Origin of the sequence: Cedecea lapagei, assembly GCF_900635955.1 — a bacterium.
In the GTDB taxonomy this organism is placed as follows: Bacteria; Pseudomonadota; Gammaproteobacteria; order Enterobacterales; family Enterobacteriaceae; genus Cedecea; species Cedecea lapagei.
On sequence record NZ_LR134201.1, the window covers coordinates 3,242,211 to 3,263,611 of the forward strand.

Here is a 21,401-nt window from a genome sequence, read left to right on the forward strand (position 1 = left end):
CTTATACCGCAAGAGCTGAGAGATCGAGATAGTGACCCATCGGAGTTTCATCGCGGATTTCCTCAAGCCAGGGGATCTCCCCCAGCAGAGGTGCCGGCAGCCGCTGCTTGAGCGTGGCAAGGTATTCTGCGTGCCTTTTGCCTGCTGGCTGAACGCCATTTGCGATCCAGCCCGCGAGCGGCAACCCGGCAGCAGCCACGGCCTGCGCTGTAAGCATCGCGTGGTTGATACAGCCCAGCTTTACCCCTACAACCAGTATGACCGGCAGCTGTTCGCTGATGACCCATTCGGCAAACGTAGTGGTTTCAGACAGCGGGGTAAACCACCCCCCGGCGCCTTCGACCTGAATCCAGTCGGCTTTTCCGGTAAGGTTTTGCAGGCCCGCAGACATTGCTGAAAAGGTAATGGGGCGCTGCTCTTCAGCGCTTATAATGTGCGGTGAGGTTGGCTCGATAAAAGCCAGCGGATTAATTTGTTCATACGGCAGCGTCACCGAGCCGTTGCGTTGCAGAGCCAGCGCGTCGCTGTTACGAATCCCTTCTGCGGTCATTTCGCTGCCTGAGGCCACGGGCTTGTAGCCCACTGAACGATACCCGGCAGCGCTGGCCGCCTGCAGCAGCGCACAGCTGGCCACGGTCTTGCCTACCTCCGTGTCGGTACCGGTCACAAACCACTTTTTAATCACGTTCAATCACTCCAAAAATTATCTGCCAGCTGAGGGAGAATAGCCCCTCTTGCTTTGGCCATGCTTCGCTAAGCCGGGCCAACTGCCCGCGCGTCATCAGGGTATTTTTCCGGCCTTCATGCAGGTGTGTAGCCCCCACCCCCTTCAAAGAACGCATCGCACTCATAACGTCGGGGAACTGCTGGCTAACGGTGCGGCAGGTTAATGCGGCTCGCCAGGAGCTGCAGGCTTGTTCTATCTCAGCGACGGATAAAAACTGGTTGGCATGCGGCCGTTTATCCACCTCTCGCCAGGCTTGATGAAGTTCGGGCAGCGAGCCTGCCGCAAGCGTGGTAAATGCAATGCAGCCCCCCGGTTTTGTCACGCGATACAGCTCGGATAAGCCCTGCCGCAGATCGCTGCACCACTGAACGGCAAGATTACTCCACGCCAGGTCGACCTGTTCATCCGCCAGCGGGATGGACTCGATATCACCCTCAAGGAAACGGTGTGCCGAGTCGGTTTGCTGACATTGCTCAAGCATCTCTCTGGAGATGTCCAGCGCCACAACATCGCTTCCCCTCTCTCGCCATAATCGGCTATACCAGCCCGTGCCGCAGCCTGCGTCCAGCACGCTGTTAGCACCGCGAGTCGCCAGCCCTTCCAGCAGGTAATTCCCGCAGGTTCGCTGCAGGTTGGCAAAGCGTTCGTAGGTTCCGGCTGCCCGTCCAAAAGCTGCCGCAACCGCTACTTTATCAACCAGCTGCGTCATAGAGCGCCTCCAGCAGTGCGGCAATATCGTCTGAGGTATGGGCGGCAGTAAGAGTAATGCGCAGGCGTGCGCTGCCGGGGGGAACGGTTGGCGGACGAATGGCCGTTAGCCAGAATCCTTTCTCTCTCAGGCGAGCGGCGAGATCCAGCGACAGCTGATTCTCTCCCACAATCAGCGGCTGAATCGCACTGAACGAATCGGCAAGTTTCAGTGAGAGCTGCATGGCCCCCTGACGAAAGTGGTGGATATTTTCAGCAAGCCGTTCTCTGTATTCGCTACCCTGCTGAACCACTTTTAACGCAGCCTGCAGCGAAACGGCCTGCGCCGGAGGCATGGCCGTGCTGTAGATAAGATGACGGGCAAACTGCAGCAGATAATTTGCAGTTTCCTCGCTGCACAACACCGCGGCACCGCTGCCGCCAAAAGCTTTACCAAAGGTAACGACCAGAATCTCTGGCCTGATATTTTGCTGATGACAGCTGCCGCGGCCTTCGTCGCCGATTACGCCAATACCGTGGGCATCGTCGACCATCAGCCAGCTGCCAGACTGCCGTGAGGCCTGTGCAATGTCTGCCAGCGGCGCGCCGTCACCGTCCATGCTGAAAATACCTTCGGTAAGGATCAGTCGTTCGCCGCCATGCGATTTATCAAGCTGCGCCGCAAGCGACGCCACATCGTTATGATGAAACCTGCGCAGCTGCGCCGGGCTTTGCATTGCCGCCTCGATCATTGAGGCATGACAAAGCCTGTCGGCGATAAGCGCGTCCGTTTTTTGCGCCAGCGCCGAGATCGCCGCCTGGTTTGCGCCATAGCCGGAAATAAACAGCAGCGCTCGTTCAAAACCCAGCCAGCCAGCCAGCTGCTCCTCAAAGGCCTGGTGCGCACGGCTATAGCCAGTGACGTGCCCTGAGCCGCCGCTGCCAACGCCAAACTCTGCGGCACCTTTTTGCCAGGCCTCCACAATTCGCGGATGCTGGCTTAGCCCCAGGTAGTCGTTGCTGGAAAAATTCAGATATTCACGGTTGTTCGCCATGAAGATCCGCCCGTTTCCAAGCATATTGGCCTGCCGGGTGCGGAAGCTTGCGCTTGCCCGCCGTTCGCTTAAAGCCTCAGAGATTCGCTGCTGCCAGCTCATACCGCCGCCGCGTTGTAGTAACTGTCGGTATCGGCGTTCAGCAGCTGACCTGCCAGCTGTTCCTGCTGCTCGTTGTCGCCCAGCTCGGTGGTGGTTTGCTGTGGGTTAAGCCCCAGCTTGCGGAACAGCTGCAAATCTTTGTCCTCTTCCGGGTTCGGCGTGGTGAGCAGCTTGCAGCCGTAGAAGATGGAGTTTGCTCCGGCCATAAAGCACATCGCCTGCGTCTGCTCGCTCATTTGTTCGCGACCGGCGGACAGGCGCACATAAGAGGCTGGCATCATGATTCTCGCCACGGCAATGGTACGGATGAAATCAAAGGCATCCACGTCTTCGTTATCCGCCAGAGGCGTCCCTTTCACCTTCACCAGCATGTTGATTGGCACGCTTTCAGGCGGGGTGGGTAGATTGGCTAGCTGCAGCAGCAGACCGGCGCGGTCGGTGACGGTTTCGCCCAGCCCGACGATGCCGCCGGAGCAGACTTTAATCCCCGCATCACGGACTTTATCGAGGGTATCAAGACGCTCCTGATAGGTTCGGGTGGTGATGATATTGCCGTAGAATTCCGGGGAGGTATCGAGGTTGTGGTTGTAGTAATCCAGCCCCGCCGAGGCCAGACGTTCCGCCTGTTCATTAGTCAGCGTGCCGAGCGTCATGCAGGTTTCCAGTCCCATAGCGCGAACGCCCTGCACCATCTGCTCCAGATAGGGCATATCGCGTTCATGCGGGTTTTTCCAGGCCGCCCCCATGCAGAAGCGGGTTGAGCCTGCATTTTTGGCCTTACGAGCGGAGTCCAGTACCTGCTCAACTTCCATCAGCCGTTCGGCCTCCAGGCCGGTTTTGTAGCGGGCGCTCTGCGGGCAGTATTTACAGTCTTCCGGGCAGGCGCCTGTTTTGATCGACAGCAAGGTACTGACCTGTACCTGACGTGGGTCGAAATGCTGACGATGGATTTGTTGGGCTTCAAACAGCAGCTCCAACAACGGTTTTTGAAATAAAGCGGTGACCTGCGACATTGTCCAGCGTGCGTGGTGAGCCATGGGGCCTCTCCAAAAGGGGTGTTATAGAAAATCGATTGACGTTATACTTGTAAACCTAAATGTTTTTTAAATGGTTTACAAGTCACCCTATGACCCCTGCTGATTTAGCGTTCGACCAGCAACATATCTGGCACCCGTACACCTCGATGAGCAAGCCGCTCCCGGTTTATCCCGTTGTTGCCGCGGTGGGCTGCGAGCTGCAGTTGGATGACGGGCGTATGCTCGTCGACGGCATGTCGTCCTGGTGGGCGGCTATCCATGGCTACAATCATCCACGGCTTAATCAGGCGATGAAGGCCCAGATAGACCGCATGTCCCACGTTATGTTTGGCGGCATCACCCATCCCTCTGCCGTTGAGCTGTGCCGCAAGCTGGTAGCGATGACGCCCGCTCCGCTGGAATGCGTATTTCTGGCGGACTCCGGTTCGGTAGCCGTTGAGGTCGCCATGAAAATGGCGCTGCAGTACTGGCATGCAAAGGGCCAGCCGCGTCAGCGTTTTCTGACCTTCCGTAACGGCTATCACGGCGACACTTTTGGCGCGATGTCCGTCTGCGACCCCGACAACTCTATGCACAGCCTCTGGCAAGGCTATTTACCCGAGCATCTGTTTGCCCCCGCTCCGCAGTGTACTTTTGGGGAGGAGTGGAGCGAGATGGATATGGTTCCTTTTGCGCGTCTGATGGCCGCCCATCGCGAAGAGATTGCCGCGGTCATTCTGGAGCCGGTGGTCCAGGGGGCGGGCGGAATGCGCTTTTACCATCCTGAATGGCTGCGCCGCATCCGCCGCATGTGCGATCGGGAAGGGATCCTGCTGATTGCCGACGAAATCGCAACGGGCTTTGGCCGCACAGGCAAACTGTTTGCCTGTGACCACGCGGATATTTCGCCGGATATTATGTGTCTGGGCAAGGCATTGACCGGCGGAACAATGACGCTCTCAGCCACGCTCGCCACCCGGCACGTAGCGGAAACCATCAGCGACGGTGAAGCCGGTTGCTTTATGCATGGCCCAACGTTTATGGGCAACCCGCTGGCCTGTGCCGTGGCCAGCGAAAGCCTGGCGCTACTGGCAGAGGGGGACTGGCAGCAGCAGGTTGATGCTATTGAACTCCAGCTTCAGGAAGGCCTGCTCCCGCTCGCTGCGAGCGAACACGTTGCCGATGTCCGTGTCCTGGGCGCAATTGGCGTTGTGGAAACAAGAAGGCCTGTCGATATGGCTGCCCTGCAGCGATTTTTTGTCGAGCAGGGCGTCTGGATCCGTCCGTTTGGCCGTCTGATTTACCTGATGCCACCCTATGTCATCACTCCTGCACAGCTGAATAAACTGATTTCTGCCGTTGCACAGGCGGTAAAAAACCCTGAGTTTTTCAGCTAATACCTGTCTTAAAACCAGGCCGGCTTCACCTGCCGGCCTGCTCTATCCCGCCGTTAATATGTTTCTGAAATTAATTTATACAAATAAAGAGCATTAAGTTATTAATCCCTTCCCGCCTCGCTGCCGATTATCTTTGCACCGGTTTGATATCACAGAGAGACAGAAAATGAAGAGAATCGTTGCGCTCAGCTTCTGCCTGATGGCATGCAGTGCCTTTGCCGACACGGGATCGCCGCAGCTGAAAGCGGAATCACAGTCGCTGATTCGGCAGGCAGGCTATCAGTGCGATACCGTGAACAGCGTTTACCCTGCAGCCTTTGGCGGCTCGCTCACCGTCTCCTGCGACAGTGACCAAAAATATATTATTCGCAAGAAGAACGGCCAGTTCAGCGTAGAAAAAGAGTAACAGCCCCCTTTTTCACCCTCGGAAAATCCCCTCTTTTCTCTTTCTGAAGCCGATTTGCACAATCGGCTTCCCGTTTCGCTCAACTTAGTATAAAAAGCAGGTTTTGAAATAACCCTCTATTCACCGTACAGCAAGGAGCAACCTTGAACACATTATCGGTTTCTCGCCGCGCTGCAGCCCTGGCCTTCGCCGTGGCGCTGAGTGCATGTAGCTCAACCCCACCCCAGGACAAACCGTCTACTCAGGTGGCGCCGGGAACCCAGTCCCGCCCGATCCTGGCGGCTGATGAAGCACAGAATTTCGTTGCTGCACGCTACTTCACGGCAATGAACCCTAATGAAGCTGCGTGGACGCCATCGCCGATTCGTACGCCTCAGCAACCTGACTTCGTGGTCGGCCCTGCGGGCACAGCCGGGGTGACCCACACGTCAATTCAGGCCGCCGTTGATGCAGCGATTATCAAACACAGCAGCTCCCGCCTCTATATCGCCATTATGCCGGGTGTCTATGAAGGTACCGTGTATATTCCTGCCGCCTCCGGTAGCGTGACGCTGTACGGGACTTCAGGTAACGCAGACGATGTCAAAATTGGCCTGACGCTGGATTCCGAAATCGACCCGGCAACCTGGCGCCGTACCGTTAATCCCGCTGGCAAATATATGCCTGGGAAACCAGCATGGTACATGTTTGATAGCTGCCAGAGCCGCCGCAGCGCGACCGTAGGCGTAATGTGTTCTGCCGCCGTCTGGTCACAGAACAATGGCCTGCAGCTCCAGAACCTGACTATCCAGAACACCCTGGGCGACAGCGTTGATGCCGGTAACCACCAGGCCGTGGCGCTACGCAGCGATGGCGACAAAGTGCAGCTAAACAACGTTCATCTGCTGGGGCGTCAGAATACCTTCTTCGTAACCAACAGCGACGTTCAGAACCGCATGCTGACCAACCGTCAGACTCGGACGCTGGTCACCAACAGCTATATCGAAGGGGATGTGGATGTGGTGGCAGGCCGTGGCGCCGTGGTGTTCGATAACACCGATTTCCGCCTGGTGAGCAGCCGTACTAAAGAAGGCTATGTGTTCGCGCCAGCCACCCTGCCAAACATCTACTACGGCTTCCTGGCCACAAACAGCCGCTTTACCGCAGCAGGTGACGCCCAGCTCGGTCGTGCATGGGATTTAGCCGGGAGCGAAAACGGCCAGGCTGCTAATGGTCAGGTAGTGATCCGCGACAGCGTGATCAACGAAGGCTTCAACACGGCTAAACCGTGGGGCGATGCGCTGGGCTCTAAGCGTCCATTCGCGGGCAACGTTGGCGCCAAAGACGATAAAGGCGGCATCAAACGCGACCTGAATGACCCAGGCTTTAACCGTATGTGGGAGTTCAATAACCGCGGTTTAGGTAGCCCGGTCGTCGAAGAGAAGTAATTCTCGGTTATTAAGAAAAAACCTCGCGATGCGAGGTTTTTTTATGCCTGAAAATCAGTGCGCGTGAATCACCACCCACATTGGGCCCTGGCCCACCGCATAGCGGCCTTTCTCTTCCAGTAGCCCCTGCTCGCCGTTAATTTTGTACACGGCGGCATGGTGGGATTTCTGCCCAACGGCAACCAGATATTTGCCGCTGTGATCGATATTAAAGCCGCGAGGCTGCTCTTCCGTCGGCTGGTAACCTTCAATGTTCAGCACGCTGCCGTCTTCGGAAACGCTGAACACGGTGATGATACTGGCGGTACGGTCGCAGGCGTACAGGTGGCGGCCATCCGGCGTGATATGAATATCCGCAGCCCAGCGGGTGCCGGAGAAGCCCGGCGGCATAAAGTCCAGCGTCTGCACGCATTCGATTTTGCCGTGTGGGTCGCGCAGTTCCCAGACATCAACGGTGCTGTTCAGCTCGTTAACGCAGTACGCATACTGCTGATTGGGGTGAAACACCATATGCCGCGGGCCTGCGCCCTCAACGGTCGTCACCTCGGCAGGCGTTTGTGCCACCAGCTTGCCATCGTCGGAGAGCGTGAACAGGCAAATACGATCCTGCTTCAGGGCCGGTGTCCAGAGCGTGCGGTTGTCAGGGGAGATATTCGCCGAGTGGCAGCCATCCAGCCCTTCGACCACGTCAACGGTCTCGCCTGGCAGCCCTTCGTTTTCCAGGCTTATTACCGCAATGTTTGCCGCATTGTAGGAGGCGCTGAACAGGAAGCGGCCTTTACGGTCGGTAGAGATATGGGTTGGGCTACCCGGCAGCGGAGCTACGCCGACTTCCGTCAGGGAGCCATCATCCGGCGTAATACGGTAGGCGATGACGCGAAACTCGGGGCGCACGCCAACGTACAGAAAACGTTTATCCGGGCTGATGACCATCGGCTGAACCTGCCCCGGCGCGTCGACGACCTGTACAAGGGTCATTTCGCCGCTGGCGTGCAGCGTCCAGACGTGAATCTGCTGGCTTTCCGGGCTGGCGGTATAGACTGTCTGTTTCATGACTTTACTTTCCTCCTGACGTCGTATGTAAGCATCATAAGGCAGGTTCGCGGTTGCTGGCTATTTTGAGCTTCAGCGTGAGCGGTGTACCATCGGAACAAACCTTATGAATAATGACTGGAACCCTAAATGAGTTATCGCGTAATTGCTCTCGATCTCGATGGCACCCTGCTGACCCCGCAAAAAACCATTCTGCCGGAATCTGTAACTGCTCTTCAGCACGCTCGCGAAGCTGGAGCGAAAGTGGTTATCGTCACGGGTCGCCATCATGTCGCCATACACCCTTTTTATCAGGCACTGGCCCTGGATACACCTGCAATTTGCTGTAATGGCACCTATTTGTATGATTATCAGGCGCAAAAGGTTTTAGCCTCCGATCCTCTTCGCCCGGATCAGGCGGCGCAAATGGTGGATTTACTGACGGCGCACCAGATTAATGGCCTGATGTACGTTGAAGATGCGATGCTTTATCTGGAAAGCTCGGAGCACGTGAAAGCCCACGTCGCCCGCACCCAAAACTGGGCTCAATCACTGCCGGAGTCCCAGCGCCCGGTTTTCCGCAGCGTGCGCTCACTGAAAGAAGCTGCTCAGGAGGTGAAGTCTATCTGGAAATTCGCCCTGACGGATTCGGATATTCCTAAACTCAGGCAGTTTACCCGCGAGGTAGAGCGCGAGCTGAACCTCTCCTGCGAATGGTCATGGCACGATCAGGTTGACGTTGCCCAGCGCGGCAACAGCAAAGGCGCACGCCTGGCCCAGTGGGTGGCGTCTCAGGGACTGTCAATGGATGAGGTGATTGCATTTGGCGATAACTATAACGATCTGAGCATGCTGGAAAGCGCCGGTATGGGCGTAGCCATGGGCAATGCCGATGAGGCGATAAAAGCTCGTGCCGACATGACCATCGGCACCAACCTCGAAACCGGTATCGCCGAAACGCTCTACAAGTACGTGCTGTAATCAGGCCGTAATCGACACGCTTTTCACCTGCGCGTACAGCCACTGCCCGGGTTTTATCGCCAGTTCATCCCGGGCCCATGGGCTAATGCGCGCCCAAAGCGTGCGGGCCCCCACTTCAAGCTGCACCTCTACCTGCCCCTCGTCGTCAAAACACTGAGCAACCTTAGCCCGCAGCACGTTACGAATACTGCTGTTAACCGGCGGCTGAAGCACCAGCGAGACGTCTGAAGCCTGAATGCGAATACGCAGAGGGGTCTGCACCGGTTTATCAATTTTATTTACCCAAAGGTGCTGGTCGCCAAGCGCCAGCGCCGTCATGGCATAGTGGGGATGATGCTCCAGAACGGTCACTTTTAGCACGCTGCTTTGCTGCTCTTTGGGCAGCCAGGGATGCATCACGCTGCTGCCCCAAACCTCTTCAAGATTCCCAAACGCCTTCACGTTTCCCGCATCCAGCACCAGCACTTTGTCCGCCAGATGCAGGATCTCCTCCAGCGAATGGCTGACATACAGCATGGGGATATTAATCTCACGTGCCAGCCGCTGGAGGTAAGGCAGCAGCTCGCGTTTACGGGGAATATCCAGGGAAGCCAAAGGCTCATCCAGCAGCAGGAGTTCGGGCGCGGTTAACAGCGCACGGCCAATAGCAACGCGCTGTTTTTCACCGCCGGACAGGCTCCAGGGGAAACGTTCCAGCAAATCTTCGATGCCGAGCAGCGCCACCAGCTTATCAAACTGGTTGGCCATGCCTTTTGCCATTCCGTATTTTAAATTGCCGCGAACCCGGTAGTGCGGAAAGAGGCGCGCATCCTGGAAGACATAGCCGACACGGCGCTTTTCCGGCGGCAGATAAAGCTGTTTTTCCGCGTCGGTCAGCACACGATTGTTAAGGACGATGCGCCCCTGCTCCGGTCGGGTCAGGCCGCTAATCGCATTGATTAATGACGTTTTTCCCGCGCCCGAGACGCCAAAAACGGCGGTGATGCCCTGGCCCGGCAGCGTCTCATTGATTTCCAGCCGATGCGTGCCAAGCGTTTGAATAAAATTAAGCTCCAGCATCAGCTTGCTCCCATACGTTTACGGCTGACCCGCGCCAGCCATTCAGCCACCAGCAGCGAAGCCATCGCCAGCGCAATGGCAATCAGGCACAAGCGCGCGGCGGCGCTTTCCCCACCGGGAGTCTGAATCAGAGTATACATAGCCGAAGGCAGCGTCCGTGTTTCCCCGGGAATATTGGAGACGAAGGTGATCGTTGCGCCGAACTCCCCGAGCGAGCGGGCAAAAGCGAGTACGGTACCGGCAATGATACCCGGCAACGTTAATGGCAAAGTGATGGTGCAGAAGACACGCCAGCGCCCTGCGCCCAACGTTCTTGCGGCCTGCTCAAGACGGATATCAACGCCTTCCAGCGCCAGGCGAATGGCGCGAACCATCAGCGGGAATGACATGACCGCCGCCGCCAGCACCGCACCGCGCCAGCTAAAAGCGAAGGTAATGCCAAACCAGTCATACAGCCAGGCACCAATAAAACCACGGCGGCCAAACGCCACCAATAACAGGTAGCCCACCACCACCGGCGGCAGAACTAAGGGAAGATGAATCAGGCTGTCGAGCAAGGCTTTGCCCGGGAAGCGGCAACGCACCAGCACCCAGGCAAAGAAGATCCCGACGGGGAGGCTAAACAGTACCGCAATGGATGAGACTTTTAGGCTTAGCAGTACCGCCTGCCACTCGGGATCGCTCAATATCATTGTTTCGTCGTAAATCCGTATTTTTGGAAGACTTTCGCCGCTTCCGGTCCTTTCAGATAGCTATAGAACGCGGTCACTGACGGGTTATCGTGGCCTTTAACAATTGCAATCGGGTATTCCACCTTCTTGTGGGAATCTTCCGGGAAGGTGCCCACAACCTTCACGCCTTTTCCGGCAACGGCATCAGAACCGTAAACGATACCCAGCGGGGCTTCATCACGCTCAACCAGCGCCAGCGCGCCGCGAACATCACCGGCCGGTGCAAGCTTGCTGGATAAGGTGTCCCATGCGCCCAGTTTTTGCAGCGCCTCTTTTGCGTAAATTCCCGCAGGCACATGGTCAGGATCGCCCACCGCCAGACGGCCGCCTTTCAACAGCGAGGCCCAGTCAGTCCTGGCGTCAATGGTGATGTTGCCCTGCTTGCTGGCAGCAGGCGCAACCACAACCAGGCTATTGCCCAGCAGCGTTTCACGGGTATCCGTTTTGATGGTGTCTTTCTCAACAGCATAATCCATCCATTTCTGATCGGCAGAGATAAACAGATCGGCAGGCGCACCGGCTTCAATCTGGCGCGCCAGAGTCGAAGAGGAGGCAAAAGAAGAGGCAACATCCACCTTCTTCTCTTTCTGATACTGCGTCGCAATATCCTGCATCGCATTGGTTAACGAAGCTGCCGCAAAGACGGTAATTTTGTTGCCTTCAGCCAGCGCCTGGCCTGCCAGCGAAACCGATAAAGCCGCGCCCAGGGCGAGGCGAATCCAACGTTGCTTCATGTTTTCACTCCGTTTGTTTCGTTATGTAGCCTGAAATATAACGATTGCAAGGCGGAAGATACAGAATTTATCGGCAGAAAGGAGAAGGGCTTTAAAGTTCTTGATGGAGATCAAAAAGAAAGCCCGGCATATGCCGGGCCGTCAGGGAATCAGTGATGCTGTTTCGGCTGTTGGTCGCGATGACCGACTTTTGAAAAGACGTTGAACACTTCACCCAATCCATAGATGAGACCCAGGATCACTGCCATCACAACCGGCACCATGACCACGGCAAACACCAGGCTTTCCAGTAACTCGAACATAGTTGCCTCCGGCAAAAGCGAAAACAATTATTCTAGCGGCAGTTGCGAAAAACGCACTCTCCTTTTGTGCCATTTGCCCGCGCCGACGCAATAGAGGAAAATAAGGGTTTTTCCGGCACGGAGAGACCATGCAAGCTGAAATTTTGTTAACGCTGAAACTCCAGCAGCGGCTATTTGCCGACCCGCGACGCATCGCGCTGCTGAAGCAAATTCGGCATACGGGCTCCATTAGCCAGGGGGCAAAGCTGGCGGGGATCAGTTACAAAAGCGCCTGGGATGCTATTAATGAAATGAACCAGCTGGCAGAGTCGAGCCTGGTCGACCGCGCTACCGGCGGCAAAGGCGGCGGCGGCGCGGTGCTGACCCGCTACGGCGAGCGCCTTATTCAGCTCTACGACCTGCTGGCGCAAATTCAGCAAAAAGCCTTTGATGTCCTGCAGGATGATGCCCTGCCGCTGGACAGCCTGCTCGCCGCCATCTCTCGTTTCTCGCTGCAAACCAGCGCCCGCAACCAGCTATTCGGTACGGTGCTCAGGCGTGACGACGAGCAGGTTCAGCAGCACGTTGATATCCTGCTGGCCGACGGTGAGACGCGCCTGAAGGCGGCTATTACGCGCCAAAGCGCGGAGCGGCTCGGCCTGGACGAAGGCAAAGAGGTTCTGGTGCTCATCAAAGCGCCGTGGATTGATATCTCCACCGATGCCAACGCGGCAGGCGAGGCCGATAACCGGCTGGCAGGCAACATTACCAGTATTGAGAAAGGCAAAGAGCAAAGCGAAGTCCTTGTTCGCCTGGCTGACGGCCAGACGCTCTGCGCGACCCTGCCGAATCTCCACGTTGAGCAGCAGGCGCTGGCAGAAGGTGCTGAGGTCACAGCATATTTCAATGCAGACAGGGTGATTGTCGCCACACTCTGCTAAAAGTGGCGTTCTGATTGACATCGACGCGGACACGCCGTATTTCTGTAGCCTTATCGCTGCAATAAATGGGATAAAACATGTCTGCGTTGCAAATTTCGCAAGGTACGTTTCACCTTAGCGACATAAAAACCCTCACCCTGAACGACCTTACCCTGCACGCCGGAGAGAGCTGGGCGTTTGTTGGCGCGAACGGCAGCGGAAAATCCGCCCTGGCCCGCGCCCTGGCCGGCAGCCTGCCGATAATGAAAGGCGAACGCCGCTGCGACTTCACGCGCATTGCCCACCTCTCCTTTGAGCAGCTGCAAAAGCTGGTCAGCGACGAATGGCAGCGCAACAACACCGATTTGCTCAGCGCCGACGAAGACGACACTGGCCGCACCACGGCAGAAATTATCCAGGATGAAGTCGCGGATGAAGCCCGCTGCCGGGAGCTTGCCACGCTGTTTGGCATAGAACATTTACTCACCCGCCGTTTCAAGTATCTTTCGACGGGGGAAACGCGCAAGACGCTGCTCTGCCGGGCATTAATGTCAGAGCCCGAACTGCTGATCCTTGATGAACCCTTCGACGGGCTGGACGTGAAGTCTCGCGGGCAACTGGCCGATCTGCTCGCGCAGCTTAGCGACCGGGGCTACACCCTGGTGCTGGTCCTCAACCGGTTCGATGAGATCCCGGAGTTTGTGCAATTTGCAGGCGTCCTGGCCGACTGTACGCTGACGGAAAGCGGTGCAAAGCAGGCGCTGCTTGAGCAGGCGCTTATCTCGCAGTTAGCCCACAGTGAAAAACTGGCCGGCGTGGCGCTCCCGGAGGCTGACGATCCGTCTGCCCGCTATCGCCTCCCGGAAAATCAGCCGCGCATTGTGCTTAAAGACGGCGTGGTGGAGTACAACGATCGCCCTATCCTGCACAAACTCAGCTGGACGGTTAACCCGGGGGAACACTGGCAGATCGTTGGGCCTAACGGAGCCGGAAAGTCGACCTTACTCAGCCTGATCACCGGCGATCACCCGCAGGGCTACAGCAACGATCTGACGCTGTTTGGCCGCCGCCGCGGCAGCGGCGAAACGATTTGGGATATCAAGAAACACATCGGCTACGTCAGCAGCAGCCTGCATCTGGACTACCGGGTCAGCACCACCGTTCGCAACGTTATCCTTTCAGGCTATTTCGACTCAATCGGGATTTATCAGGCAGTTTCCGATCGTCAGCAAAAGCTGACCCGAGAATGGCTGAACATGCTGGGGATGGATAACGCCACCGCCGACGCGCCTTTCCACAGCCTCTCGTGGGGACAGCAGCGCCTGGCGTTGATTGCCCGCGCGCTGGTTAAACACCCGACGCTGCTAATCCTGGATGAACCTCTTCAGGGTCTGGATCCGCTGAACCGACAGCTGATCCGCCGCTTCGTTGATATCCTGATTGGCGAAGGGGAAACGCTGCTGCTGTTTGTGTCCCACCACGCCGAAGATGCACCGCAGTGTATTACCCACCGGCTAACCTTTGTGCCGGAGGGAGATAAATACGCCTACCGGATAGAAAATCTCCCTTCCGCCTGACCCCTCAAGGCGCTGCGGCGCCTTTTTCATATACTGCACACACAGACTTTCGGAATAGACGCACGCTTTCATCTTTACGCTTTTGTTTTACAATACCTTACGCCTCTACTATTGAGGTTAAATCACGAGGTGTAAACGATACCACTAATCTAGCGCATATCACATTTTTCGGCTCTCTGTTATGCTAGGGTTATCTTAACCCATAGGCTATATGGAGCGAAAAATGAGAGTTCTGGTTACAGGTGGTAGCGGTTACATTGGAAGTCATACCTGCGTACAGCTGCTGCAAAACGGGCATGAAGTGCTCATTCTCGACAACCTGTGCAACAGCAAGCGCAGCGTGCTGCCTGAAATTGAACGCCTTGGCGGTAAGCGTCCCCTGTTTATCGACGGTGATATCCGAGACGAAGCGCTGCTGGCGGAAATATTTCACGACCACCATATTGATGCCGTTATCCACTTTGCCGGCCTGAAAGCGGTCGGCGAGTCGGTCAACAAACCGCTGGAATACTACGACAATAACGTCACCGGTACGCTACGCCTGATTACCGCCATGCGTGCGGCTAACGTCACCAACTTTATTTTCAGCTCCTCCGCCACCGTTTACGGCGATCAGCCAAAAATCCCTTATGTGGAAAGCTTCCCTACCGGCAAGCCTGCCAGCCCTTACGGCCAAAGCAAGCTGATGGTTGAGCAAATCCTCACCGACCTGCAAAAAGCGCAGCCGAACTGGAGCGTGGCCTTACTGCGCTATTTCAACCCGGTTGGCGCGCATCCGTCGGGCGACATGGGCGAAGATCCTCAAGGCATTCCTAACAACCTGATGCCTTACATTGCCCAGGTTGCCGTTGGCCGCCGCGACTCGCTGGCTATCTTTGGCAACGACTACCCAACAGAAGACGGTACCGGCGTGCGCGACTACATCCATGTGATGGATCTCGCCGACGGCCACGTCGCCGCCATGCAGGCGCTGAACGGCAAACCTGGCGTACATATTTACAACCTCGGCGCGGGCGTCGGCAGCAGCGTACTGGACGTCGTAAACGCATTCAGCAAAGCCTGCGGCAAACCGGTGAACTACCACTTTGCACCCCGTCGCGATGGTGACCTCCCTGCCTACTGGGCTGACGCCACCAAAGCCGACAAAGAACTCAACTGGCGTGTCAGCCGTACGCTGCAAGAGATGGCAGATGATACCTGGCGCTGGCAGTCACGCCACCCCCAAGGTTACGAAGACTAAGGATATGTAATGGAGCAGTTTAACCCGGTCGATCATCCGCATCGCCGCTATAACCCCTTAACGGGTCAATGGATTCTGGTTTCGCCACATCGGGCGAAGCGTCCCTGGCAGGGCGCGCAGGAAACGCCAGCACAAGAAAAACTCCCGGTTCACGATCCGGACTGTTTTCTCTGCCCTGGCAACACGCGCGTCACCGGGGATAAAAACCCTGATTACGCCGGCACTTTCGTATTTACCAACGATTTTGCCGCACTGATGACGGATACGCCCGATGCGCCAGCCAGCCATGATCCACTGATGCGTTGCGAAAGCGCGCGGGGCACCAGCCGGGTTATCTGCTTCTCTCCCGATCACAGTAAAACGCTGCCAGAGCTATCCTTGCCGGCTCTGGAAGAGGTAGTAAAAACCTGGCAACAGCAAACCGCTGAGCTGGGACAGGCATACCCGTGGGTTCAGGTCTTTGAGAATAAAGGGGCGGCAATGGGCTGCTCCAACCCACACCCTCATGGACAGGTTTGGGCGAACAGCTTTTTGCCTAACGAAGTTGCCCGTGAAGACGCCCTACAACGTGAATATTTCGCCCACCAGGGCACCCCTATGCTGCTGGATTACGTTCAGCGCGAACGGGCAGACAGGAGCCGTACCGTCGTTGAAACCGAACACTGGCTGGCCGTTGTCCCCTACTGGGCAGCCTGGCCATTCGAAACCCTACTGTTGCCTAAAACGCAGGTATTGCGCATCACCGACTTAAGCGCGGCCCAAAGTGCTGACCTGGCGCTGGCGCTAAAAAAACTCACCAGCCGCTACGACAACCTGTTCCAGTGCTCCTTCCCCTACTCCATGGGCTGGCACGGTGCGCCGTTTAACGGCGAAGACAACCAGCACTGGCAGCTGCATGCCCATTTCTATCCGCCGCTGCTGCGCAGCGCCACAGTGCGTAAGTTTATGGTCGGCTACGAAATGCTGGCTGAAACGCAGCGCGATTTAACCGCAGAGCAAGCCGCAGAACGCTTGCGTGCCGTCAGTGATATCCATTTCCGCCAGTCAGGAGCACCGTTATGAGTCTGAAAGAGAAAACCCAGCGTCTGTTTGCCGAACAATTTGGCTACCAGGCAACCCACACTATTCAGGCGCCCGGCCGCGTTAACCTGATTGGCGAGCATACCGACTACAACGACGGTTTTGTGCTGCCCTGCGCCATTGATTACCAGACGGTTATCAGCTGCGCCAAGCGAGACGATCGCACCGTGCGCGTCATCGCCGCCGATTATGACAATCAGCAGGACAGCTTCTCCCTTGATGAACCTGTGGTAAAGCATGCAACCCAGCAGTGGGCAAACTATGTTCGCGGCGTGGTGAAGCATCTGCAAAAGCGCGATAAAAACTTCTCCGGCGTCGATATGGTCATCAGCGGTGACGTGCCGCAAGGAGCCGGACTAAGCTCTTCCGCTTCACTGGAAGTAGCTGTTGGTAAAGTCATCCAGCATCTTTACCATCTGCCGCTGGATGGCGCTCAGCTGGCGCTCAATGGCCAGGAAGCCGAAAATCAGTTCGTTGGCTGCAACTGCGGCATCATGGATCAGCTGATTTCCGCCCTCGGTAAAAAAGATCATGCCCTGCTGATCGATTGCCGAACCCTGGGGACAAAAGCCGTTTCAATGCCGAAAGGCGTTGCGGTGGTGATCGTCAACAGCAACTTCAAGCGCACGCTGGTAGGGAGTGAATACAACACTCGCCGCGAGCAGTGCGAAACCGGCGCCCGTTTCTTTAGCCAAAAAGCGCTGCGTGACGTCGAACTGGCAAAATTTAATGAAGTGGCGCACGAGCTGGACCCCATTGTGGCTAAACGCGTTCGCCACGTGCTGACCGAAAACATCCGCACCGTGGAAGCTGCTGACGCGCTGGCGAAGGGCGACCTGGTTCGCATGGGTCAGTTGATGGCCGAATCTCATGCCTCCATGCGCGATGACTTCGAAATCACCGTGCCGCAAATCGACACCCTCGTGGATATCATCAAAACCACGATCGGTGATCAGGGCGGCGTGCGTATGACCGGCGGCGGCTTTGGTGGCTGCATCGTTGCGCTGATGCCTGAAGACCTGGTTCCGGCCGTCAAGCAGGCCGTGGAAGAGCAGTACGAAAGCAAAACGGGTATTAAAGAGACTTTTTACGTTTGCCAGGCCTCCGAGGGAGCCGGTCAATGCTAAAAGAGACCCCGAAGCTGGCACCGGACGGCCAGCCGTTTCGCCTTACCACCCTGCGCAACGGCGCGGGGATGGTGGTCACGCTGATGGACTGGGGTGCGACCCTGCTCTCCTGCCGTGTTCCATTAAAGGACGGCAGCGTGAGGGAAACGCTGCTGGGCTGCGCTTCGCCGGAGCACTACCTGCAGCAAAGCGCCTTTATGGGCGCGACCGTTGGCCGTTACGCAAACCGTATTGCGGGCGGGAAACTCACCGTGGGCGGCGAGACTCTTCAGCTAGACATTAACCAGGGCGAAAATCAGCTTCATGGCGGGCCAGAAGGTTTTGATAAGCGCCGCTGGCGCATTGCCGTTCAAAATGAGCAGGAAGTTGTCTATGAGCTGAGTTCCTGCGATGGCGATCAGGGTTTCCCGGGGGAGCTTAACGCCAGCGCACGTTACGTGCTGACGGAAGATAACCGCATCCGCATCGAGCTTCGAGCCACCGTCGACAAGCCGTGCCCGGTCAATCTCACCAACCACGCCTACTTCAATCTCGACAGCGTTCATCACGATGTTCGTCAGCATAAGCTGCAACTGCTTGCCGACAGCTACTTGCCGGTCGACGCCAGCGGTTTGCCTGCTGGCAGCCTGAAAGAGGTGAACGGCACCAGCTTTGACTTCCGCGAACCCAAATCCCTCGGGCAAGATTTTCTGAGCGATGCCGATCAGCAGGCTACAAAAGGTTATGACCACGCTTTCCTGCTGCAGGCGAAGGGCGACCTCAGCCAGCCGGCAGCCCGGGTCTGGTCCGCCGACGGCGCGCTGGAAATGAAAGTCTCTACAACGGCGCCTGCTTTACAGTGCTACAGCGGTAACTATCTGGCGGGAACCCCCGCTCGTGACAGAGCAAGCTACAGCGACTGGAACGGCATCGCCCTCGAAAGCGGCTTCCTGCCGGACAGCCCAAATCATCCTGAGTGGCCGCAGCCGTCCTGCTGGCTAAGGCCAGAAGAGACCTATCTCAGCATCACGGAATATCAGTTTCTGCCTTGCTAAACGCCTTGCCCTTTTCACTAAGGGCAATTTATCGCCAAATCGCTGACTTTACCGCCAAATCGCGCCAAAAACATAACAACCTTTTACAACCACCTTACACTCCAGGCGCTTTTTCGCTATGTTAAACGTTTATCATTGCCGTGACTTATGGCGCGGCAATATAATGATAATTGTTATCATTAATCCCAGGCTCATTAAGGAGTAAATCATGGCTGTTACTAAGCTGGTTCTGGTTCGTCACGGCGAAAGCCAGTGGAACAACGAAAACCGCTTCACCGGTTGGTATGATGTTGATCTGTCTGAGAAAGGGCGTACAGAAGCTAAAGCCGCTGGTAAGCTTCTGAAGGAAGAAGGCTTCACCTTCGACTTCGCTTACACCTCTGTGCTGAAACGTGCCATCCACACCCTGTGGAACATCCTCGATGAACTGGACCAGGCCTGGCTGCCGGTCGAGAAATCCTGGAAACTGAACGAGCGCCACTACGGTGCCCTGCAGGGTCTGAACAAAGCTGAAACCGCTGAAAAATACGGTGACGAGCAGGTTAAACAGTGGCGTCGTGGTTTTGCTATCACCCCACCAGAGCTCTCTAAAGACGATGAACGCTTCCCGGGCCACGATCCACGTTACGCAAAATTAACCGACAGCGAGCTGCCTACTACTGAAAGTCTGGCGCTGACCATCGACCGCGTAACCCCGTTCTGGAATGAATCCATTCTGCCACGCATGAAATCCGGCGAGCGCGTTATCGTTGCTGCTCACGGTAACTCCCTGCGCGCGCTGGTTAAATACCTGGATAACCTGAGCGAAGATGAGATCCTCGAGCTGAACATCCCTACCGGCGTGCCGCTGGTTTATGAGTTTGACGAGAACTTCAAACCGCTGAAACGTTACTACCTGGGCAACGCCGACGAAATCGCAGCAAAAGCCGCAGCAGTAGCAAACCAGGGTAAAGCGAAGTAATTCGCAACCGATCAAAAAAGGCGTGGTAAAAACCACGCCTTTTTTATTGGCTACGAGTCAGGGCTCAACCACGACGGGCTTTCACCGCCGCCGCCAGCTGACGCAGCGCCACTTCTGTATCATCCCAGCCAATGCAGGCGTCGGTGACGCTTTTGCCGTAAACCAGCGGTTCACCGCTCTCCAGGTTTTGATTACCTTCCACCAGGTGGCTCTCAATCATTACGCCGATAATGGCCTTCTCGCCGCCGGCAATCTGGCCACAGACGTCGTCGGAAACATCCATCTGCTTTTTAAACTGTTTGCTGCTGTTGGCGTGGCTGAAATCGATCATCACCTGTGGTTCAAGACCCGCTTTTACCAGACCCGCCTTCACCTCTTCCACATGCTTCGCGCTGTAGTTAGGCTCTTTGCCGCCGCGCAGAATAATATGGCAGTCGCCGTTGCCGCTGGTGTTGACGATGGCGGAATGGCCCCACTTCGTTACGGAGAGGAAGCAGTGTGGTGCGCCCGCAGCGTTAATAGCGTCAATCGCCACTTTGATCGTGCCGTCGGTGCCGTTTTTAAAGCCAACCGGGCAAGAGAGACCCGAAGCCAGTTCACGGTGAACCTGCGACTCGGTTGTGCGCGCGCCGATGGCGCCCCAGCTCATTAGATCCGCCAGGTACTGTGGGGTAATCATATCAAGGAATTCTCCGGCGGCTGGCAGGCCAGAGTCGTTGATATCAAGCAGCAGCTTACGCGCGATGCGCAGGCCATCGTTAATCTGGTAGCTGCCGTCCATATGCGGATCGTTAATCAGCCCCTTCCAGCCCACGGTTGTGCGCGGCTTTTCAAAATAAACGCGCATAACAACTTCCAGCTCACCCTGAAGCTCTTCGCGCAGCGCCAGCAGACGCGCGCCGTACTCTTTGGCAGCCTTAGTGTCGTGAATAGAGCAAGGGCCAATCACCACCAGCAGACGGTCGTCGCCGCCTTTAAGGATTTTATGGATCGCTTTGCGTGCCTGAGAGACGGTGTGGGCGGCTTTTTCAGTGGCGGGGAATTTTTCCAGCAGCGCTACAGGGGGGAGAAGCTCGTTAATCTCTTTGATTCTTAAGTCATCGTTCTGATAATTCATGATAGTTCCGGGGTCATCCTGATATTTTTCTTCGTTGCAATCCCTTCAATCTAACTCGCATGGCCAGGAGTGTAAACGGGCTTTTACACTTCTCACAGATTAATCCTGAAAACACGCAAAAAACAGTGGATGCATGGTGAAACCGCCGTTACTCACTACACTTTTCAACTGTTAACGCTGAAAAATGTTAAATATTCAATATTGAATACTATTTTGAAAATTAAACCCCGGTGCGCATCTCAGGCTCGCGGAATTTTTCAGCATTTTGCACTGCACTGTTGGACGAAGTTATCCAGCCAAAACGACCAGATCGGGAGCATTAATATGAAAAAATTAACCACCCTGCTACTCACTGCAACGCTGACCCTCGGCAGCGGAATCGTTTATGCCGCGGACACAACGTCAAGCGCTAATAACGGCCAGGCAAACGCCAGCGCAGAAGCCGGCCAGGTTGCCCCTGACGCCCATCAGAAAGTGGCTCCAAACGGTGTCAGCAATGACAAAATCAAGGGTTCTCACCATAAAATGAGCAAAAGCGAAGTGCACAAAAACAGCATGTGCAAAGATGGACGCTGTCCAGACATCAACAAAAAAGTGGAGACCGGTAGCGGACAAGACGTGAATAAAAAAGTCGACGGTACTTCGCAGTAGCATTCCCATAAAAGAGAGCCAGATGGCTAATGCTGGTCACTCAAGGTGACCAGCAGCCT

The 21,401-nt window shown here is 56.2% G+C and carries 22 protein-coding genes; 12 read left to right on the forward strand and 10 right to left on the reverse strand.

Annotated elements, in window-relative coordinates; all coding sequences use genetic code 11:
• Position 1: 1 nt before the first annotated feature.
• Genes bioD through bioB form a run of 4 tightly spaced genes read right to left on the reverse strand, consistent with a single transcriptional unit; the run spans position 2 to position 3,608 of the window.
• Complete coding sequence (gene bioD / locus EL098_RS15680) at positions 2 to 685, reverse strand: dethiobiotin synthase (RefSeq protein ID WP_126357097.1); 684 nt, start codon at positions 683 to 685, stop codon at positions 2 to 4.
• A complete protein-coding gene (gene bioC / locus EL098_RS15685; protein WP_126357098.1) occupies positions 678 to 1,436 on the reverse strand; it encodes a malonyl-ACP O-methyltransferase BioC in 759 nt (252 codons plus the stop codon). The genes bioD and bioC overlap by 8 nt, the downstream gene beginning before the upstream one ends.
• Positions 1,420 to 2,571, reverse strand: coding sequence for an 8-amino-7-oxononanoate synthase (bioF, locus tag EL098_RS15690; RefSeq protein WP_126357099.1), 1,152 nt, complete (start codon positions 2,569 to 2,571; stop codon positions 1,420 to 1,422). The genes bioC and bioF overlap by 17 nt, the downstream gene beginning before the upstream one ends.
• Positions 2,568 to 3,608, reverse strand: a complete 1,041-nt coding sequence (gene bioB, locus EL098_RS15695; protein ID WP_126357100.1) for a biotin synthase BioB — start codon at positions 3,606 to 3,608, stop codon at positions 2,568 to 2,570. Before bioB ends, bioF begins: the two co-directional genes overlap by 4 nt.
• A gap of 89 nt (positions 3,609 to 3,697) precedes the next feature.
• Between bioB and bioA the strand changes: the two genes are divergently transcribed.
• The 3 genes from bioA to EL098_RS15710 all read left to right on the forward strand — a co-directional run bounded on the left by bioA (position 3,698) and on the right by EL098_RS15710 (position 6,817).
• Positions 3,698 to 4,984 (forward strand): adenosylmethionine--8-amino-7-oxononanoate transaminase, encoded by a 1,287-nt coding sequence (gene bioA / locus EL098_RS15700; RefSeq protein ID WP_126357101.1) that lies wholly within the window; start codon positions 3,698 to 3,700, stop codon positions 4,982 to 4,984.
• Positions 4,985 to 5,150: 166 nt separating this feature from the next.
• A complete protein-coding gene (locus EL098_RS15705) occupies positions 5,151 to 5,390 on the forward strand; it encodes a hypothetical protein (protein WP_126357102.1) in 240 nt (79 codons plus the stop codon).
• 143 nt (positions 5,391 to 5,533) lie between these two features.
• Positions 5,534 to 6,817, forward strand: coding sequence for a putative acyl-CoA thioester hydrolase (locus tag EL098_RS15710; protein ID WP_126357103.1), 1,284 nt, complete (start codon positions 5,534 to 5,536; stop codon positions 6,815 to 6,817).
• 54 nt (positions 6,818 to 6,871) lie between these two features.
• Here the strand turns inward: EL098_RS15710 and pgl are convergent, their stop codons facing one another.
• Entirely contained in the window at positions 6,872 to 7,870 is a 999-nt protein-coding gene (gene pgl / locus EL098_RS15715) for a 6-phosphogluconolactonase (protein ID WP_126357104.1), read from the reverse strand.
• Positions 7,871 to 7,999: 129 nt separating this feature from the next.
• On the opposite strand from pgl, the gene EL098_RS15720 reads away from it, so the two are divergent.
• Entirely contained in the window at positions 8,000 to 8,830 is an 831-nt protein-coding gene (locus EL098_RS15720; RefSeq protein WP_126357105.1) for a pyridoxal phosphatase, read from the forward strand.
• Here EL098_RS15720 and modC read toward each other — a convergent pair whose 3' ends face one another.
• The 4 genes from modC to EL098_RS15740 form a co-directional block, all read right to left on the reverse strand.
• Positions 8,831 to 9,889, reverse strand: a complete 1,059-nt coding sequence (gene modC, locus EL098_RS15725; protein ID WP_126357106.1) for a molybdenum ABC transporter ATP-binding protein ModC — start codon at positions 9,887 to 9,889, stop codon at positions 8,831 to 8,833.
• Positions 9,889 to 10,581 carry a molybdate ABC transporter permease subunit gene (gene modB, locus EL098_RS15730; RefSeq protein WP_038474512.1) on the reverse strand — a complete coding sequence of 231 codons (693 nt, stop codon included), beginning with the start codon at positions 10,579 to 10,581 and terminating at the stop codon, positions 9,889 to 9,891. Before modB ends, modC begins: the two co-directional genes overlap by 1 nt.
• Positions 10,578 to 11,354, reverse strand: coding sequence for a molybdate ABC transporter substrate-binding protein (modA, locus tag EL098_RS15735; RefSeq protein ID WP_126357107.1), 777 nt, complete (start codon positions 11,352 to 11,354; stop codon positions 10,578 to 10,580). Before modA ends, modB begins: the two co-directional genes overlap by 4 nt.
• A gap of 149 nt (positions 11,355 to 11,503) precedes the next feature.
• Positions 11,504 to 11,656, reverse strand: coding sequence for an AcrZ family multidrug efflux pump-associated protein (locus EL098_RS15740; protein WP_126357108.1), 153 nt, complete (start codon positions 11,654 to 11,656; stop codon positions 11,504 to 11,506).
• Between the two features lie 128 nt (positions 11,657 to 11,784).
• On the opposite strand from EL098_RS15740, the gene modE reads away from it, so the two are divergent.
• From modE to gpmA, 7 genes are all read left to right on the forward strand, one after another.
• Complete coding sequence (gene modE, locus EL098_RS15745) at positions 11,785 to 12,576, forward strand: molybdenum-dependent transcriptional regulator (RefSeq protein ID WP_126357109.1); 792 nt, start codon at positions 11,785 to 11,787, stop codon at positions 12,574 to 12,576.
• Positions 12,577 to 12,653: 77 nt separating this feature from the next.
• Positions 12,654 to 14,132: a molybdate ABC transporter ATP-binding protein ModF gene (modF, locus tag EL098_RS15750; RefSeq protein WP_126357110.1), complete on the forward strand. Its 1,479-nt coding sequence runs from the start codon at positions 12,654 to 12,656 to the stop codon at positions 14,130 to 14,132.
• Between the two features lie 223 nt (positions 14,133 to 14,355).
• Positions 14,356 to 15,372: a UDP-glucose 4-epimerase GalE gene (gene galE / locus EL098_RS15755; protein ID WP_126357111.1), complete on the forward strand. Its 1,017-nt coding sequence runs from the start codon at positions 14,356 to 14,358 to the stop codon at positions 15,370 to 15,372.
• Between the two features lie 9 nt (positions 15,373 to 15,381).
• A complete protein-coding gene (galT, locus tag EL098_RS15760; protein WP_126357112.1) occupies positions 15,382 to 16,434 on the forward strand; it encodes a galactose-1-phosphate uridylyltransferase in 1,053 nt (350 codons plus the stop codon).
• Positions 16,431 to 17,579 carry a galactokinase gene (gene galK, locus EL098_RS15765; protein ID WP_126357113.1) on the forward strand — a complete coding sequence of 383 codons (1,149 nt, stop codon included), beginning with the start codon at positions 16,431 to 16,433 and terminating at the stop codon, positions 17,577 to 17,579. Before galT ends, galK begins: the two co-directional genes overlap by 4 nt.
• Positions 17,573 to 18,613 (forward strand): galactose-1-epimerase, encoded by a 1,041-nt coding sequence (gene galM / locus EL098_RS15770; RefSeq protein WP_126357114.1) that lies wholly within the window; start codon positions 17,573 to 17,575, stop codon positions 18,611 to 18,613. The genes galK and galM overlap by 7 nt, the downstream gene beginning before the upstream one ends.
• 208 nt (positions 18,614 to 18,821) lie before the next feature.
• Positions 18,822 to 19,574 (forward strand): 2,3-diphosphoglycerate-dependent phosphoglycerate mutase, encoded by a 753-nt coding sequence (gpmA, locus tag EL098_RS15775; RefSeq protein WP_126357115.1) that lies wholly within the window; start codon positions 18,822 to 18,824, stop codon positions 19,572 to 19,574.
• 64 nt (positions 19,575 to 19,638) lie between these two features.
• On the opposite strand, the gene aroG is transcribed toward gpmA, so the two are convergent.
• Positions 19,639 to 20,691: a 3-deoxy-7-phosphoheptulonate synthase AroG gene (aroG, locus tag EL098_RS15780; protein ID WP_126357116.1), complete on the reverse strand. Its 1,053-nt coding sequence runs from the start codon at positions 20,689 to 20,691 to the stop codon at positions 19,639 to 19,641.
• A 318-nt stretch (positions 20,692 to 21,009) separates the two neighbouring features.
• Here aroG and EL098_RS15785 point away from each other — a divergent pair, with 318 nt between their 5' ends.
• Positions 21,010 to 21,342, forward strand: a complete 333-nt coding sequence (locus EL098_RS15785) for a YbgS-like family protein (RefSeq protein ID WP_126358472.1) — start codon at positions 21,010 to 21,012, stop codon at positions 21,340 to 21,342.
• Positions 21,343 to 21,401: the final 59 nt, after the last annotated feature.

Bases quoted from the DNA above. Each gene is read 5' to 3' on its own strand.
- bioA (WP_126357101.1), top strand. From the start codon at position 3,698: ATGACCCCTGCTGATTTAGCGTTCGACCAGCAACATATCTGGCACCCG.
- gpmA (WP_126357115.1), top strand. From the start codon at position 18,822: ATGGCTGTTACTAAGCTGGTTCTGGTTCGTCACGGCGAAAGCCAGTGG.
- bioB (WP_126357100.1), bottom strand. From the start codon at position 3,608: ATGGCTCACCACGCACGCTGGACAATGTCGCAGGTCACCGCTTTATTT.
- galM (WP_126357114.1), top strand. From the start codon at position 17,573: ATGCTAAAAGAGACCCCGAAGCTGGCACCGGACGGCCAGCCGTTTCGC.
- aroG (WP_126357116.1), bottom strand. From the start codon at position 20,691: ATGAATTATCAGAACGATGACTTAAGAATCAAAGAGATTAACGAGCTT.
- bioC (WP_126357098.1), bottom strand. From the start codon at position 1,436: ATGACGCAGCTGGTTGATAAAGTAGCGGTTGCGGCAGCTTTTGGACGG.
- pgl (WP_126357104.1), bottom strand. From the start codon at position 7,870: ATGAAACAGACAGTCTATACCGCCAGCCCGGAAAGCCAGCAGATTCAC.
- bioF (WP_126357099.1), bottom strand. From the start codon at position 2,571: ATGAGCTGGCAGCAGCGAATCTCTGAGGCTTTAAGCGAACGGCGGGCA.
- EL098_RS15705 (WP_126357102.1), top strand. From the start codon at position 5,151: ATGAAGAGAATCGTTGCGCTCAGCTTCTGCCTGATGGCATGCAGTGCC.
- galE (WP_126357111.1), top strand. From the start codon at position 14,356: ATGAGAGTTCTGGTTACAGGTGGTAGCGGTTACATTGGAAGTCATACC.
- modE (WP_126357109.1), top strand. From the start codon at position 11,785: ATGCAAGCTGAAATTTTGTTAACGCTGAAACTCCAGCAGCGGCTATTT.
- galK (WP_126357113.1), top strand. From the start codon at position 16,431: ATGAGTCTGAAAGAGAAAACCCAGCGTCTGTTTGCCGAACAATTTGGC.
- EL098_RS15720 (WP_126357105.1), top strand. From the start codon at position 8,000: ATGAGTTATCGCGTAATTGCTCTCGATCTCGATGGCACCCTGCTGACC.
- EL098_RS15740 (WP_126357108.1), bottom strand. From the start codon at position 11,656: ATGTTCGAGTTACTGGAAAGCCTGGTGTTTGCCGTGGTCATGGTGCCG.
- modB (WP_038474512.1), bottom strand. From the start codon at position 10,581: ATGATATTGAGCGATCCCGAGTGGCAGGCGGTACTGCTAAGCCTAAAA.
- modA (WP_126357107.1), bottom strand. From the start codon at position 11,354: ATGAAGCAACGTTGGATTCGCCTCGCCCTGGGCGCGGCTTTATCGGTT.
- modC (WP_126357106.1), bottom strand. From the start codon at position 9,889: ATGCTGGAGCTTAATTTTATTCAAACGCTTGGCACGCATCGGCTGGAA.
- galT (WP_126357112.1), top strand. From the start codon at position 15,382: ATGGAGCAGTTTAACCCGGTCGATCATCCGCATCGCCGCTATAACCCC.
- modF (WP_126357110.1), top strand. From the start codon at position 12,654: ATGTCTGCGTTGCAAATTTCGCAAGGTACGTTTCACCTTAGCGACATA.